General features: G+C 42.7%; 13 protein-coding genes. 11 read left to right on the top strand and 2 right to left on the bottom strand.

Going from position 1 to position 15,003, the window contains the following annotated elements:
- The first annotated feature begins 6 nt into the window (after positions 1 to 6).
- The 7 genes from M9194_RS15290 (at position 7) to metQ (ending at position 7,247) form a co-directional block, all read left to right on the top strand.
- Positions 7 to 1,962, top strand: coding sequence for a MacB family efflux pump subunit (locus tag M9194_RS15290; protein WP_250613555.1), 1,956 nt, complete (start codon positions 7 to 9; stop codon positions 1,960 to 1,962).
- 3 nt (positions 1,963 to 1,965) lie between these two features.
- A complete protein-coding gene (locus tag M9194_RS15285; protein WP_250613554.1) occupies positions 1,966 to 3,387 on the top strand; it encodes a TolC family protein in 1,422 nt (473 codons plus the stop codon).
- A gap of 91 nt (positions 3,388 to 3,478) precedes the next feature.
- Positions 3,479 to 3,970: a lipopolysaccharide transport periplasmic protein LptA gene (gene lptA / locus M9194_RS15280; protein ID WP_250613553.1), complete on the top strand. Its 492-nt coding sequence runs from the start codon at positions 3,479 to 3,481 to the stop codon at positions 3,968 to 3,970.
- A gap of 96 nt (positions 3,971 to 4,066) precedes the next feature.
- Positions 4,067 to 4,564 carry a GNAT family N-acetyltransferase gene (locus M9194_RS15275; RefSeq protein WP_250613606.1) on the top strand — a complete coding sequence of 166 codons (498 nt, stop codon included), beginning with the start codon at positions 4,067 to 4,069 and terminating at the stop codon, positions 4,562 to 4,564.
- Between the two features lie 139 nt (positions 4,565 to 4,703).
- A complete protein-coding gene (metN, locus tag M9194_RS15270) occupies positions 4,704 to 5,738 on the top strand; it encodes a methionine ABC transporter ATP-binding protein MetN (RefSeq protein WP_250613552.1) in 1,035 nt (344 codons plus the stop codon).
- Positions 5,728 to 6,405, top strand: coding sequence for a methionine ABC transporter permease (locus tag M9194_RS15265; RefSeq protein WP_250613551.1), 678 nt, complete (start codon positions 5,728 to 5,730; stop codon positions 6,403 to 6,405). Before metN ends, M9194_RS15265 begins: the two co-directional genes overlap by 11 nt.
- Positions 6,406 to 6,440: 35 nt before the next feature.
- The gene (gene metQ, locus M9194_RS15260) at positions 6,441 to 7,247 is read left to right on the top strand and encodes a methionine ABC transporter substrate-binding lipoprotein MetQ (RefSeq protein ID WP_250613550.1); all 807 of its coding nucleotides are present in this window, start codon (positions 6,441 to 6,443) and stop codon (positions 7,245 to 7,247) included.
- Positions 7,248 to 7,331: 84 nt separating this feature from the next.
- On the opposite strand, the gene M9194_RS15255 is transcribed toward metQ, so the two are convergent.
- On the bottom strand, positions 7,332 to 8,108 hold the full coding sequence (locus M9194_RS15255; protein ID WP_250613549.1) for a Zn-ribbon-containing protein: 777 nt from the start codon (positions 8,106 to 8,108) through the stop codon (positions 7,332 to 7,334).
- Positions 8,109 to 8,110: 2 nt separating this feature from the next.
- A complete protein-coding gene (gene syd, locus M9194_RS15250; RefSeq protein WP_250613548.1) occupies positions 8,111 to 8,656 on the bottom strand; it encodes a SecY-interacting protein in 546 nt (181 codons plus the stop codon).
- 128 nt (positions 8,657 to 8,784) lie between these two features.
- Between syd and queF the strand changes: the two genes are divergently transcribed.
- From queF to ppnN, 4 genes are all read left to right on the top strand, one after another.
- Complete coding sequence (gene queF, locus M9194_RS15245; protein ID WP_250613547.1) at positions 8,785 to 9,630, top strand: NADPH-dependent 7-cyano-7-deazaguanine reductase QueF; 846 nt, start codon at positions 8,785 to 8,787, stop codon at positions 9,628 to 9,630.
- A gap of 13 nt (positions 9,631 to 9,643) precedes the next feature.
- On the top strand, positions 9,644 to 11,923 hold the full coding sequence (locus tag M9194_RS15240; protein ID WP_250613546.1) for a tetratricopeptide repeat protein: 2,280 nt from the start codon (positions 9,644 to 9,646) through the stop codon (positions 11,921 to 11,923).
- A gap of 193 nt (positions 11,924 to 12,116) precedes the next feature.
- The gene (locus M9194_RS15235; protein ID WP_348772057.1) at positions 12,117 to 13,415 is read left to right on the top strand and encodes a GGDEF domain-containing protein; all 1,299 of its coding nucleotides are present in this window, start codon (positions 12,117 to 12,119) and stop codon (positions 13,413 to 13,415) included.
- A 192-nt stretch (positions 13,416 to 13,607) separates the two neighbouring features.
- Positions 13,608 to 14,984, top strand: a complete 1,377-nt coding sequence (gene ppnN / locus M9194_RS15230; protein WP_250613544.1) for a nucleotide 5'-monophosphate nucleosidase PpnN — start codon at positions 13,608 to 13,610, stop codon at positions 14,982 to 14,984.
- Positions 14,985 to 15,003 lie beyond the last annotated feature (19 nt).

Here is a 15,003-nt window from a genome sequence, read left to right as displayed (position 1 = left end):
CTTTTTATGACTACACCACTAATCGAAATGAAGGCTTTGAGTAGGAATTTCCTTTCAGGAGAGCAGCATATCTCTGTGCTCAAGGATATAGATTTAAAGATTTATTCTGGTGATATGATCGCCATTACAGGAGCATCTGGCTCGGGAAAGTCCACATTAATGAATATTCTTGGTTGTCTAGACCGCCCAAGCACAGGTAGTTACAAAATACGTGGTCAAGAGGTCGGTGAACTCGATGATAAAGAGCTTTCTGAACTACGGCGCAACCACTTTGGCTTTATATTTCAACGCTATCACTTATTGCCTCACCTAGATGCTGTAGGTAATACAGAGCTAGCAGCGATATACGCTGACGCTACAAAAGAGTCTCGCCGCAAGCGTGCACATATGCTGTTGTCGCGTCTAGGTTTGGGCGAGCGCTGTGAACATAAACCGAATCAATTATCTGGCGGCCAACAACAGAGAGTGAGTATTGCCAGAGCTTTAATGAACGGTGGTGAGGTGATCCTGGCAGATGAGCCTACCGGAGCGTTAGATACACAAAGTGGGCAAGAAGTGATGGAGGTACTGCAAGAACTACATAAGTTAGGGCACACCATTATCATTGTCACACATGACCCACAAATAGCAGCTATAGCTGAGCGTATTATTGAAATTCATGATGGAAAAATTATCAATGATCGCCCGAGAACAATGCCTGAACCCAGGCTAACCGACTCTCCTATATCAGAAGTAAATACAAAGCAAAAAAGTATACTTGGTGGTTGGATACGACGCTTTAATAGTGCCTTTTACATGGCCTGGATCACTATAACCTGCCATCGTATGAGAACATTTTTGACAATGCTTGGTATCACTGTCGGAATCACATCAGTAGTGACTATTGTTGCTGTTGGTGAAGGAAGTAAAAAACAAGTAATCGAAGCCAATCGCTCATTCGGGGAAAACGGAATTATGATTTACCCCGGACACAGTTTTGGCGACGCAAACTCAGCCGACATTGATACCCTAGTGCCCGAGGATGCCAAAGCACTACACAATCAGCACTTCATTGACAGTGTGGCTCCAATAATGACTAGTTATCAACAACTACTACGTTATAGAAATATTTCCGCTAATGTAGACGTCGAAGGAGTGAGTGAACAATACTTTCGAGTGAAAAGAGTCACTACGACTGAAGGTCGCCCGTTAGTAAAAAGAGATATTGACACTCAAGCCCAGGTAGTAGTAATCGACTTAAATACCCGTAAGAAGCTATTCGCCGACGATGAAAGCCCCATTGGACAAACTATTTTAATCGGAGCATCACCATGGCAGGTAGTTGGTGTATCTGATAAAACTAATTCCTGGGATCTAGGACGCTTATCGGTTTGGATACCACACACCTCCCTAACCACTCGCCTAACAGGCAAGAAAAACCTCAATTCAATCATAGCAAGACCTTCTGATGAGATATCCAGCGTAGAAGCGGAGCAATATATAACTCGTATATTGACTATGCGCCATGGAGGGAAAGATTTTTTTACAGCAAACAACAATGCATTTCTTCAGGCACAAGAAAAAAGCACTGCAACGTTGGAACTACTAAAGTCATCCATTGCGGCGATTTCGTTAATTGTCGCAGGCATAGGAGTAATGAATATTATGTTAATGTCCGTCAAAGAGAGAACCCGTGAAATTGGGATTCGTATGGCAGTCGGTGCAAGGCAAAGTGATATACTGCTCCAATTTCTCATAGAGGCTGTATTAGTATGTTTGATAGGTGGTGTTATTGGTATATCGATATCATTTGGAATAGGGATATTGTTATCGCAACTAATTCCATCTCTACCAATAATATTTTCCATCGCTAGTATTTATGCTGCTGTCACCTGCTCTTCAATGATTGGCATCGTATTTGGCTTTTTTCCAGCGCGAAATGCAGCCCGGCTTACTCCGGTTGAAGCACTAACACGGGAGTAAGGTATGTCTATTAACTCTATCAATCTTTTCTTTAAGCAGCACAGCTTCATCGAATTAACTGGTCGAAAGCGAGCTTTATTATTGATTTGCTCCATAGCCCTTTCTGGGTGCGAAAGTTTGACTCGGAAAGAATATTCGCAACCTTCTATAGAGCTTCCCAGTGCTTGGTCTCATGCACCAATCAGTGGTGAGCAGGTCTTGGAATCAAATCAGTGGTGGCGAGCGTTTCAAGATAAAACATTGAACCATTTAATTGAGCAAGTATTAATACGCAACAATGACATGGCGAAAGCAGCATTGAAAATTCGGGTTGCCCGGCTTAAGGCGGGTATTAAAGACAGAAATCAGATATCTGTCGACGATTTAAAAGTTACCGTTAACAATAAGAATACCTATGACACTAGTTTTGGTTTGGATTATAAGCTGGATCTTTGGGGGAAATTTTCGAGTGAAAGGGACAAAGCACGCTGGGAAGCCATGGCAACTGAACAGGATAGAGCTTATACAGCGCTATCACTGATCGGTACGACAGCAATCCTCTATTGGGATATCGCTTTATTAAATGAATCCATCGCTGTTGAGCAAGCATCATTAGATTATCAGGAAAAAACCTTTGAGATCGCTCAAGCCAAATACCTTAGTGGCGCAGTCTCAAAAATGCAGATGCTACAGATTAAGGAAGAATTGGTGCAAGCGCGTATTACTTTGAGTCAATCTCAACAAAACAAAGTTAAAAAGCAACATGCTTTGGCTATTTTGTTCGATCAATCGCCAGAAAATGTGGTTTCTGATCCCCAAACGTTACCAGCGGTACATACGGCCATACCGGATTCTACACCATCAACATTATTAGCTCGTAGGCCAGATATGCAAGCACGTGAACTACGCTTACGTAGCGCCTTCGCGAATACAAACATTGCCCGTACAGCCTTTTATCCCGACTTTAGCCTAAGTGGCAGTATTAAAGCTGGAGGCGAGAGATTAACGGATATATTGAGCAACCCTATTGGAACCTTCGCATCTACCTTCACCTTGCCGTTTGAGTGGCGAAAAACACAGTTGAAAATAAAGATTTCTGAAGCCACCTACGAACAAGAAGTGATTGAATTTAAAAAGGCATTGTACAAAGCACTATCTGAAGTAGAAAATAAACTCTCAGATAGAACACACTTGATGATCAAAGAGAGAGAGTTAAGTGAGTTACTCTCATTAGCATATGAAGCTGAACACTTAAAAGAGTTGCGCTACCAAGCAGGAGCTGATGACGTAACCTCCTGGTTAAAGCAGCAAGAAGTTCGACGTAAAGCCCAATTGAATCTCATACAAAATCGACATAACCAGTTGAAGAATATGATGACTCTGTACCAAGCACTTGGTGGCGGATTTGACAGTAGCCAAAAATTACCAGAGAAACAGTCTTCATGAGCCTGTATAGAAATAATACTTTCAATCGATTAAATATCAATATATGAACCATGTTTCCATGACGGACAACAACTATTCAAAAGTAAAGGTAATGAAAGCCACCTATATTTCATTAGTCATAGCTTTATATTTCTATTGTTTTCAGGCTGCTGCCTTGTCCTCTGATCATCAACAAGAAATACATGCGACGTCAAAGATCCAGCGCTTTGACTTAAAAAAAAGGACAACAACGCTAATCGGTAATGTTATTGTTACCCAAGGGAGTATTAAGATAACCTCCGACAAAGCAATAATTATAAAAAACCTTAAAAACAATAAAATAGATATGATTATTGCAACAGGTAAACCTGCAAAGTTTTATCAGTTAACTGACGACAATAAAGTCATTAGGGGGACAGCTGAAAAGTTTATATATAAATCAGATAAAATGGAATTAGAGTTAACCGAGAAGGCAACTCTTTCATTAGAGAAAGATAAAATAAGAGCACCTAGAATACACTATAATATTAAAACTGAAACTCTTGTGGCTAATCGTGGGCATAAAGAAAGAGTAGAAACTACTATTCACCCCAAGACACAATAGGTACTATATATCCTGCACACCTTAGTATAATCACTGCTGAACGAGTAAAGCCTTCAGTAATTCATTAACTTATTAACAAAGGAAAGAACAAGTGTGATGCAAGACCTCGTGAATGATCTCGTTGAACTAGATAGACTCAATATGAGCGAAATTATTGCTGAATCAGGTAGCGCCTTTTGTCCGACAAGGCGTAAAGGCGCAATTCAGCGCGAAATAGAAAGTGGTTCAAAGTTCATATATCAATATAAAAACGATGAGTTAGCAGGATATATTCAATACACTAATACGGTTGATAACCATATTTACGTGCCTTCATTACAAATACATGCTAGCCACCGCAGTGGACGTGTTCTCAAATGCTTATTGGTAGACTTTGCGCTAGAGGTGCGTAAATTAAATGTGCAGCGATTAACAAGTAAAGTTCATATAAACAATAAGCCGTCAGTCAAATTACACAAGAGATTAGGCTTCGTGATAACCGAAGAGGTTGAACAACGATATATATTCGAAATGAGTGGAGCATTGTTGAAAAAACAAATGAGGCTTTGGAGCCCCCTGTCTAAGCGCTTGTTGAAACCACTCCAACCAACCTAAGTGACAATTTAATCATCAAATAACCATTTAGACGTCTAGACGTAAAAATATCTATTGACTTATATCGGTGAAACTCATAGCATCCCTGTCTACTTGAGAAGAGACAAAAAATAACCAAGTGAGTAACACAGGCGACACGATGATTGAAATAAATCAAGTCAATAAGATTTTCTACCAAGGCAGCAAAGAGATCCCTGCCTTGAGAGACATAAACCTCCATATAGCCCAAGGCACCATATTTGGTGTCATTGGTTCTTCTGGTGCGGGGAAAAGTACACTGATACGTTGTGTCAATATGCTTGAAGCGCCAACGTCAGGTTCAATCATCGTTGATGGCGTAGACCTTACAACGCTAAGCCAAACTCAACTTGGTCAAACCCGCCGTAATATCGGTATGATATTCCAGCACTTTAACTTGCTGTCGTCGAGAACCGTATTTGGCAACGTGGCTCTGCCGTTAGAGCTTGCAAAAGTAAGCAAAGGCGACATTGAAAAGAAGGTCGTTGAGCTGTTAGAGCTTGTTGGCCTTGCCGATAAACGTGACTCCTACCCGTCTAACCTGAGTGGTGGTCAAAAACAGCGAGTCGCGATTGCTCGCGCCCTAGCCTCTGAGCCAAAAGTACTGCTTTGTGACGAAGCGACCAGCGCGCTCGATCCTGCAACCACTCAATCAATTTTAGAGCTACTAAAAAAAATCAATCGCGAGCTCAACCTCACCATCTTACTGATTACTCATGAGATGGACGTAGTAAAAAGCATATGCCATGAAGTCGCGATTATTGGCGATGGTCGTTTAGTGGAGAAAGGTACTGTTGGGGAAATCTTTGCTCACCCTAAAACAGAGCTCGCCCATCAATTTATTCGTTCGACCCTTGATCTCACCATCCCTGACGACTTTCAACAACGCTTGCTAACTCATCGAGAAGAAGGCAGCTATCCACTACTAAGATTAGAGTTCACTGGCTCGACGGTAAAAGCCCCGCTCATTTCTCAGATTGCACGTAAGTTCAACATTGATATCAGTGTATTAAGCTCCGACATCGATTATGCAGGTGGCGTGAAGTTCGGCATGATGCTGGCTGAAATGTTCGGCGATGAAAAAGATGGTGAGGCCGCCATTCAATATTTAAAAGATCACTACGTAAGCGTAGAGGTATTGGGCTATGTACTTTGATTCCCTTCTAAATTGGCTAAGCCAAAATGGCAGCCTGGTAGGCAACGCTACCTTGGAAACACTTTATATGGTTGTCGTATCTGGTGTGGTGGGCTTTATCGTTGGAACGCCATTGGGCGTTGTGCTACATACCACGAAAAAAGGCGGTTTACTAGAAAACGTGAAACTCAACAAAGTATTGGGCGCGATTGTAAATATTGGCCGCTCGGTGCCATTTATTGTGCTGATGGTAGCCATTATCCCAGTCACTAAGTTGCTAGTCGGCACCTTTATCGGCACCTCTGCTGCAATTGTCCCGCTAACCATTGGTGCCATCCCTTTTATCGCTCGATTGATTGAAGGTGCATTGATCGAAGTCCCAACAGGACTTGTGGAAGCCGCCCAGTCAATGGGAGCAACGCCCATGCAAATTATTACTAAAGTCCTGTTACCTGAAGCGTTGCCAACCATCATCAATTCAATAACCATTACGCTGGTTACCTTGGTGAGTTACTCAGCGATGGCTGGCACCGTAGGTGGCGGAGGATTAGGTGATGTTGCGATCCGATATGGCTTCTATCGTTATGACATTGCGGTCATGACTGTAACGATAGTCTTACTCATTATTATTGTTCAAATCGTTCAATCTGTTGGCGACGCCATCGTTCGCAAAGTCGATCACAGATAACTGAAGAATTTACAAGGTTAGTCAAGGAGACCACTATGAAATTTAACCTTAAACGCTTACTGGCCGTTGCCACAGTAGCCTCAGCTTTGATCCTTACTGGCTGCGGCGACAAGAAAAACGATAATGTATTGAAAGTAGGCGTCATGGCTGGAGCTGAAGCACAAGTCGCTGAAGTAGCAGCAAAAGTAGCTAAAGAGAAATACGGCCTAGACGTTAAATTGGTGACCTTTACCGATTATGTGACTCCGAACGCTGCGCTAGCTGATGGCTCAATTGATGCGAACGCTTTCCAGCACAAGCCGTATCTCGATCAACAAATGAAAACCCGCGGCTACAAACTTGCCATTGCAGGTAAAACATTTGTTTACCCAATTGCTGGATACTCGAAGAAGATTAAGTCACTTGATCAACTAAAAGATGGCGATCAGATTGCGATACCTAACGACCCAACGAACCTAGGTCGTTCTTTATTGCTGCTTCAGCAGCAAGGTCTGATCAAGCTACGCACTGGCTCTGGACTAAACGCAACGATTCAAGACATTGTCAGCAATCCAAAGCACCTGAAAATCATCGCTCTCGATGCGGCTCAGTTACCGCGTGCACTTGATGATGTCACCATCGCAGTGATCAATACAACCTTTGCCAGCTCTATCAATCTAACGCCACAAAAAGACGGTATTTTTGTCGAAGACAAAGACTCACCATATGTAAACTTGATTGTTGCACGTCAAGACAACGTAGACTCTAAAAAGGTGCAAGAGTTTGTTAAGGCATACCAAACCAATACGGTATACGATGCTGCAATGAAAATCTTCCACGGCGGGGTCGTGAAAGGTTGGTAAAACATTGCCTCGTCCTAAAATAGGGTAACGGTTTTCACTAAGCCAGCGACGCAAATCGCTGGCTTTTTTGTACTAAGAAGAAAACTAGGAGATATGATCCCACGACATATTAGATACGATACGGCATTCATCGCATTTAAAGTGAAAAATGTCCAGTATTGGAGAGGCTTGTAGCCACTCACCACCACAACTTGGGCAGCGCCTTGCTTGCTCATCAGCAAAGCTAGTACCTCCGACACGGTATTGATAGTAATAAGTCGGGATTTTAGTTAAGTATTCAATACGACCTCTAAGTCCCATTCCTCTCTTAAACAGCACACTGTCGACATCGCAGATTTCATGCAAAACAGCATGCTCGGCACGACATCCACCAGCCATCTGAATTTCATCACACGCTTGCCACTCTGTTTGCCACTTGATGAGCGCTTTATGGTCACCATTGAGTGTCGCAGGATTCCGGTATAAAGGAATGGGTAATAAGGTCTCCCCACTTCGAAGTGGAGAACAGGTATGCACATACGTGGTATACAAAATTTGCCAGTTTGGATCACCTTCACTTGCCGCCTGTTCTGAATTCAGATCTCTACCAAGCAAACGGACTTTGGGCGCTAACAGGCAAGCGTGTGATAAGTTTTCTATGCATTTTTTAACAAAGTCGGAGTGATAGTTAGGATGAAGACTGTCGTCCTCAGGGCATACCGCTCGAACAGTAAACACTCCCTCTCCCATTACAATTGGAAACTCTCGGCCCAGTACCTGTCCGTTATAACGTAGCGCTTCCATTAGCGAGTTGATGGCACTTTCTACCGCACTGACTGTGGTGTTATCAAAACAGTCAAACTCTATTTCAACGACATACATGGTTAAATTTCTGGCTCCAAGTCATTTAAGAATTCCTCTAGGCTCACCGCCAGTACTTGCCGTTTTTTCGAGCCTAGTGTTTCCCACAACACGTTGCCCGTTAAGTTGCAAATAGAGATGACTTCCATATCTTTATCTGTGGTAGCAATAAACACGGTTGGCTTAAGTTTAAGCCGGCGCTGCGTTACCAAATGGCCTAGAATATTCTCTTGCAAACGAACGAAATCATCATCACTCCAAACTTGCAGTAATGTGGCAGATTCACCCCGCCACACAACGGGGATGTCGGCGCTATATTGGCAAGAATAAAAGGCTTTAATGTCATCATGAATGTCAATTTCAATGCCTTTTTCTACATTGTCGAAGCTTGCCCAATGCTCTCTTTGAACTGGTTGCCAAAGCACATGCGACTCTCGTGTTTCTTGTACACATTCCGATTCCATATCTGCCAGCTCTTCATTGCTTGGTAGTGAATCGTGAGTAATTTTATATCTCTGTATATATCGATGACTTAAGTCAAATAGAGCTTGGGCAGCGCTACTGGCCATGTTGTTCTCCAAAATGGTGAGGTGACACTAGGGTCTGATAGCTGTCCCTAATGACATACTGGACTAGATTTCGTAATATCTGTCGTATTCTAAAACAAATCTTTAGGTCTGTTGACCTTTAATATTTTATGAGCAAATACTCTAACGCAAAAGAATTGGCTAACCTAACACTTGGGCAAAAAACCGAATACGCAAATCAATACGACCCAAGCTTGCTCCAACCTGTACCACGCCAGTTAAATCGAGCGGATCTCAATCTCACCGACGATATCCCATTTCAAGGCTGCGATCTCTGGACGCTATATGAACTATCTTGGCTCAACGCCAATGGCCTTCCACAAGTGGCGATTGGGGAAGTCTCCGTCCCAGCAACCAGTGTGAACATCATTGAGTCCAAATCATTTAAGCTGTACCTAAACAGTTATAATCAGACCAAGTTTTCCAGCTGGGATGAAGTACAAAGCCGCTTAAAAGACGACCTATCTAACTGTGCTCAAGGTGACGTCAGTGTCTCCGTCTACCCAGTCACGCATTACACTAACCAACCCATTGTGACTATGTCCGGTGAGTGTATTGATGAGCAGAATATAACGATTGACGACTTTGAATTTGACGCTGCCATACTCAAAGACGCCACCAGTGACGAGTGGGTTGAAGAGTCCCTCCATAGCCATTTGTTAAAGTCTAATTGCTTGATCACCAACCAGCCTGACTGGGGAAGTGTGGAGATTTGTTACGAAGGCAACAAAATTAACCAAGAATCTTTGCTTAGATATCTCGTGTCATTTCGCAACCACAACGAATTTCATGAGCAATGTGTAGAACGTATTTATACCGACATCATGAAATACTGTAGTCCGTCTAAACTTTCTGTATATGCTCGATATACTCGCCGTGGTGGATTGGATATCAACCCGTTTCGCTCATCTGAACAAGCAGAACCACAACAAAACACTCGCATGGCTCGTCAATAGGGATTGAATACACATGCTAAGAATTCGCTGGGTAATTTTATGTTGTCTCTTCGCTCTGCCCGTATCTGGATCGGTATTGGCAGCGACAACATCGGCTTCACCAATACTTGAAGAAGCCTATAAGCTGCTCGGTTTTTTGCCAAAACAATCGAAAAAGCTGGCTCATAATTATCTCACCCAGCGAACTCTAGCCAATATATCCAATCGAACTTTTTCGCCGATTACCCACAATAAAGCTGACACCAGTATTCGCACCCCTGTTGGAACCATTGATGCGTTACAAATCATTGCGCAAGCCGAGTTTAACATGCGTAACTATAACGTCGCTTTCCAGCAGCTAGTCAAAGCCGAAAACTTGGCTAAGCAATACGATCTACCCTATTCGGGTTTACTGATCAAAATACAAGATACGCACTTATATTGGTTAAGAAACCACAACTCAAAAGTGGCTCAAGACAGCATTCAAAACATCCAAAAAACGTTTAGTGGCTTAAACCCAAAAGACCCATTAGCAAACAAAATTCAATATCAATTGTTGAAACTCTCCGCAGAAATTGCGTCTTATGACAGCAATGTAGAGCTGGCTAAGTCTCTTTATAGCAAGCTAAAAATGCTCGCAAACGAGAGCAAGTCTGAAGATATGATTATCGACTACCATATTTCATCAGGTAGATTTCTTTTGTCTCATCGGCTTTACAATGAAGCATTGTCAGATTTATTAAGTGGTTACTGGATAGCGATAGAAAACAACGCCAGCGTACAACTCGCAACAATAAATCAACTACTAGGTGAGCTATTTTATCAACGTGGAGTACTCGACAAAGCCGTTGATCACCTTTCTCAAGCCGCTGATTTTTACGATAACTATGAAGACACTCCTTTACTACCTGCTCTATTAAAACAGCTAGGGGACATTTACTTTTCAGAAGGTAGATACAATTTGGCCTTAGTGCATTACTTCAATGTCATTGACCATGAAAACATGCAAGACAGTGTCGAACAAATTACTAGTGTGAGATTGTCCTTAGCGGCCACCTACCTGAAGTTACACGATAAGTCTTTAGCCAAACGCTACTTAGCCCACGCTGAAAGCCTTATCAAGTATGCGAATTTCCCGTATCTCAACTCGCGCGCAGCACTGTTAAAAGCTGCGCTTGCCTTGGAAGATAACCATTCTTCGACGGTGGTTAAACAAGCTAAGCTAGCACTTAGCAACGCGAAGTTTGCCGAGCCTGGGCAAAGAATAAAACTTGAGGAAAGAGCCTATTACCTGCTTTATCGAGGCTATGAGCAAGCTAAACAATATGAAAGCGCGCTAAATAATTTTAAAAAATACAACCAATTAGAAGAGCTTCGATTTAAAAATCTCAGCTCAGTCAGTGAAAATGATTTCCGTCAGCAAAAGCAATTTATTGAACAGACTCTGCATCTTGTCAGTCAAAAAAAGGTGCTGGAAAACACCTACGATGAGTATCAAAAGTTTAAGAAAATCGCGCTGGTTTTAGCCGTCATCGCCATAATCCTATCCGTGTTTATTTTTTGGCGCGGAGATATCGTTCGCCAGCAGCGCCTAAAAATTAATCGTCTTAAGGATGATCTTTTCGCCCACTCTCGCTCTGGTTTAAGAAACCTACGCATGCTAAACGCGAAACTTCCAGAGTCGATGGAACAAAGTAGTATGACCTTTGAAAAATGGCATATCGGCGAGCTCATTCATGAACCCTTAAGTGATCGACTGCGGTTTGTCATGATAGATATTCCCTTTTTACGTAGCATGTATCTTCAACATGGTTACAGCGAAGGGTTAAAGCTAGAGCGCAAGTTTGGTGAATTTCTACGCGGTAAGATTGAAGCACCTGCTCGAATCTATCACTTTTCAGATGCAAACCTACTTTACATTGAGAAGAACGCGGACAAACCCGCTACGCCAGAAGAGATCTTTAACAAGGTACAAGGCTGGATCGATGAATTTGAGCCACAGATAGCACTAAACCGCATTATTCGTGTTGGTATGGCTGATTATCCTTTTTTACCTAGAGCGTATACCGCGATTAACGACCAAGAGTTGCTTGATATTTTGCTGATGTCGACCAGCGCTGCGCGTACCTTAAGTATGAAAGAACACGCCAGTCAATGGATATATTTGAAAGCCATAGATAATGCCCCCGCAGCAAGTTTAGCGACTGGGGATATTCGTAAAGCCTGCAAACATTCCATAGGCCAAGGCCTGATAAAAGTGCACTCTTCATTTGAGAACGAGGAGAGCATCAAAAAACTCTTAAAAGACAGCTAAAAATTGGGCACAGCATCCAATATCTGATTGAAAATTGAGAGATGTTGAGAGCAAGTTCAAACTATTCTTTTAATCTAGGGCTTAGAAATTCAAACGGTTAGAAAAACACTTGTGGTAACCACTTGAATTGCTATTGACTATACTAACAATGAGCTAACCGCTATATTAAAGCCCAACAGCTAACTTGGATAGGATGTACCAAAGGCGACAAATGGATATTAAGTCAACGCTTCTCGACGAAAAAATAACTCAGTGCGGTGAAACCCTGCTTCGAATGAATTCGCTGCCACCCAAACTTAAACGAGACCTGCAAGATATTCTCAATTACGCGGCCAAAGACGGGGCTCGTAATATAGAGCAATCAATCAATCTGGTTACCTTATATGATAAAGCCGTCAAAATTCTTACCACCAACCCTAGCTTACATACTAGCCCTACCCATCAAAGTGAACATGCCAAGCTCCATCAGATACTATCGGGTGAATTACAACAAGTTATTGATAAGCTAGATTTTAGTGGCGATATTGGCGACAGGCTGTCTGACATTAGAGCGAAGATTGAACTTGATAGTGACTCCGAGCTCGTTATTCAGCACACTTTAGAAACCCTACAGTTAGTGATTGATGGAACCGTTGCAGAAAGAAAGTCATCGTTCCAATTTTTAGAACAAGTTAACACGGCCTTAACCACTGCACTGAGCACCAGTCAGCAAACCTCAAATCAAGCTGAGGATGAACTACATCAACGCCAAGGCATTAATAAAGAGCTCAATGGGTTAGTCTCTTCTACGCAGTCAGAAATTTCTAATGCCAAAAGCCTATCTCAGTTGCAAAAAAACGTCGAACCTTTGCTTGCGCAAATTTCTGACTTATCCAAACAGTTAGAAGAAGCGACCACACGCGAAGCTGCCATGTTAGAAGAGATGAAGTTAAACAATAGCCAGATGGGATCATTGTTAGAGTCCACGCAAGATTATCGAAAACGGTATGAAGACCAACAACATAAGGCGTTACTGGACCCGCTTACCCAACTGTATAACCGCAACGCATTTACAGACAAATTAGAGGTCGCTTTTAGCCGATGGATAAAAGCCCAAGATCATTTAAGAATAGCGATTTTAGATCCGGATAACTTCGGTGCAATTAATGAAAAGTTTGGCAACTCTGCTGGCGATAAAGCACTCAGGATTGTTGCAAAAACTATCGCCAAAGAAACGGATCAGCAGGCGACCTTAGCTCGCTTTTCTGGCGACCAATTTATCTTGATGTTCCTCCATCAAGACAATGAACACAATAAAAAGCTGATCGCCAAGATACAAAAGAAAGTGAGCTTGCTTCCCTTCAAGTTTCGCGATCAAAATATACGTATCACCCTATCGGCTCTCAGTGACTGTTTTAAAGACTCCGATACCCCAGATGATGTCCTCGGCAGGCTAGAGCTTGGTATCAAGCAGCTCAAAGTCGGCAGTGGTAATCAACTGATATGGTTATAAAAGCTAAAATTTCATCCTTTATGAGTACCTGAATAAAGCGGTTTGGGGATTGGCTCTCATGTTGAACCTTGAAATACGGTTTCAAGCTATGCCTAACAATATAGAGTTTGCTAAGCTAACTGATGCCCCCTTAAAACATATGTCTACATAATGATTAAAGGGTATTCAGTATTCTAATAAAAGGAGGCCTATATGATCACTCATATTAGCCCAGCTGGCAGTATGGATCTGCTTTCTCAACTTGAAGTTGAGCGCCTTAAAAAAACCGCATCTAGTGAACTTTATCAACTCTACCGAAACTGTACGCTCGCCGTGCTCAACTCGGGCAGCCATACAGACAACTCTAAGGAACTGCTCGATAAACATCGCTCGTTTGATGTCAATGTCGTACGTCGTGAACGTGGTATCAAATTAGAACTTAGTAACCCGCCGGATCATGCCTTCGTAGACGGTCAAATCATAAAGGGTATTCAGGAGCACCTGTTCTCGGTGTTAAGAGACATTGTCTACGTCAATATGCACTTAGCCGACAATCAAAGGCTCAACTTAACCAACGCGACACACATCACCAACCTCGTTTTTGGCATACTACGAAACGCTGGCGCACTCATTCCCGGCATAGAGCCGAACCTTGTCGTTTGCTGGGGCGGACATTCAATCAACGATATCGAATACCAATACACCCGCGAAGTGGGCCATGAGTTAGGACTGCGCGAGTTAAACATCTGTACCGGATGTGGCCCTGGAGCAATGGAAGGCCCTATGAAAGGCGCAGCCATCGGTCATGCGCAACAAAGGTACACAGATCAACGTTATTTTGGCTTGACCGAGCCATCCATTATCGCCGCTGAGCCACCTAACCCAATAGTGAACGAATTGGTCATCATGCCTGACATTGAAAAACGTCTCGAAGCGTTTGTCAGAATGGCCCATGGTATTATTATCTTCCCCGGAGGTGCGGGTACTGCCGAGGAACTGTTATATATTCTTGGCATTATGATGCACCCTGAAAATCAAGGCATGCCACTGCCCATCGTGCTCACTGGACCAAAAGAGAGCAAAGAGTATTTCCAATCGATAGATCGCTTTATTGGTGAAACGTTAGGCGAAGAAGCACAGAAACACTATCAAATCGTCATTGATGATCCAGCTAGAGCTGCGCAAATCATGAGTGAGGCAATGCCAGACGTTAGGCAATATCGTAAAGAAACTGGCGATGCTTATTGCTTTAACTGGTCATTAAAAATAGCGCCTGAGTTTCAGCTTCCCTTCGAACCCACACACGAAAGTATGGCTGACTTGGATTTACACCTCAATCAGCGCCCTGAAAACTTGGCTGCTAAGCTGCGCCAAGCCTTTTCCGGAATCGTCGCAGGTAACGTAAAAGCGGAGGGCATTCAAGAAATTGAACGTAACGGGCCTTTTACTATTAATGGAGACAGCGAGCTGATGAAGAAAATGGACCGGCTGCTGAAAGATTTTGTTGTACAAGATCGTATGAAACTCCCAGGAGGCACGGCTTACGTCCCTTGCTACAAAGTGGCAACAGAAGAAAGTATTAATAAATAGTATCTTGAGGCCACTTAGT

Source organism: Vibrio sinus (assembly GCF_023634645.1).
Classification (GTDB): Bacteria; Pseudomonadota; Gammaproteobacteria; order Enterobacterales; family Vibrionaceae; genus Vibrio; species Vibrio sinus.
Note: the sequence above shows the minus strand (reverse complement) of the source record. Positions and strands in the feature narration are given on the sequence as shown.

What these genes read in the sequence shown, in the direction of transcription:
- M9194_RS15290 (WP_250613555.1), top strand. Translation starts at nt 7, where the DNA reads ATGACTACACCACTAATCGAAATGAAGGCTTTGAGTAGGAATTTCCTT.
- M9194_RS15285 (WP_250613554.1), top strand. Translation starts at nt 1,966, where the DNA reads ATGTCTATTAACTCTATCAATCTTTTCTTTAAGCAGCACAGCTTCATC.
- lptA (WP_250613553.1), top strand. Translation starts at nt 3,479, where the DNA reads ATGAAAGCCACCTATATTTCATTAGTCATAGCTTTATATTTCTATTGT.
- M9194_RS15275 (WP_250613606.1), top strand. Translation starts at nt 4,067, where the DNA reads ATGCAAGACCTCGTGAATGATCTCGTTGAACTAGATAGACTCAATATG.
- metN (WP_250613552.1), top strand. Translation starts at nt 4,704, where the DNA reads ATGATTGAAATAAATCAAGTCAATAAGATTTTCTACCAAGGCAGCAAA.
- M9194_RS15265 (WP_250613551.1), top strand. Translation starts at nt 5,728, where the DNA reads ATGTACTTTGATTCCCTTCTAAATTGGCTAAGCCAAAATGGCAGCCTG.
- metQ (WP_250613550.1), top strand. Translation starts at nt 6,441, where the DNA reads ATGAAATTTAACCTTAAACGCTTACTGGCCGTTGCCACAGTAGCCTCA.
- M9194_RS15255 (WP_250613549.1), bottom strand. Translation starts at nt 8,108, where the DNA reads ATGTATGTCGTTGAAATAGAGTTTGACTGTTTTGATAACACCACAGTC.
- syd (WP_250613548.1), bottom strand. Translation starts at nt 8,656, where the DNA reads ATGGCCAGTAGCGCTGCCCAAGCTCTATTTGACTTAAGTCATCGATAT.
- queF (WP_250613547.1), top strand. Translation starts at nt 8,785, where the DNA reads ATGAGCAAATACTCTAACGCAAAAGAATTGGCTAACCTAACACTTGGG.
- M9194_RS15240 (WP_250613546.1), top strand. Translation starts at nt 9,644, where the DNA reads ATGCTAAGAATTCGCTGGGTAATTTTATGTTGTCTCTTCGCTCTGCCC.
- M9194_RS15235 (WP_348772057.1), top strand. Translation starts at nt 12,117, where the DNA reads ATGTACCAAAGGCGACAAATGGATATTAAGTCAACGCTTCTCGACGAA.
- ppnN (WP_250613544.1), top strand. Translation starts at nt 13,608, where the DNA reads ATGATCACTCATATTAGCCCAGCTGGCAGTATGGATCTGCTTTCTCAA.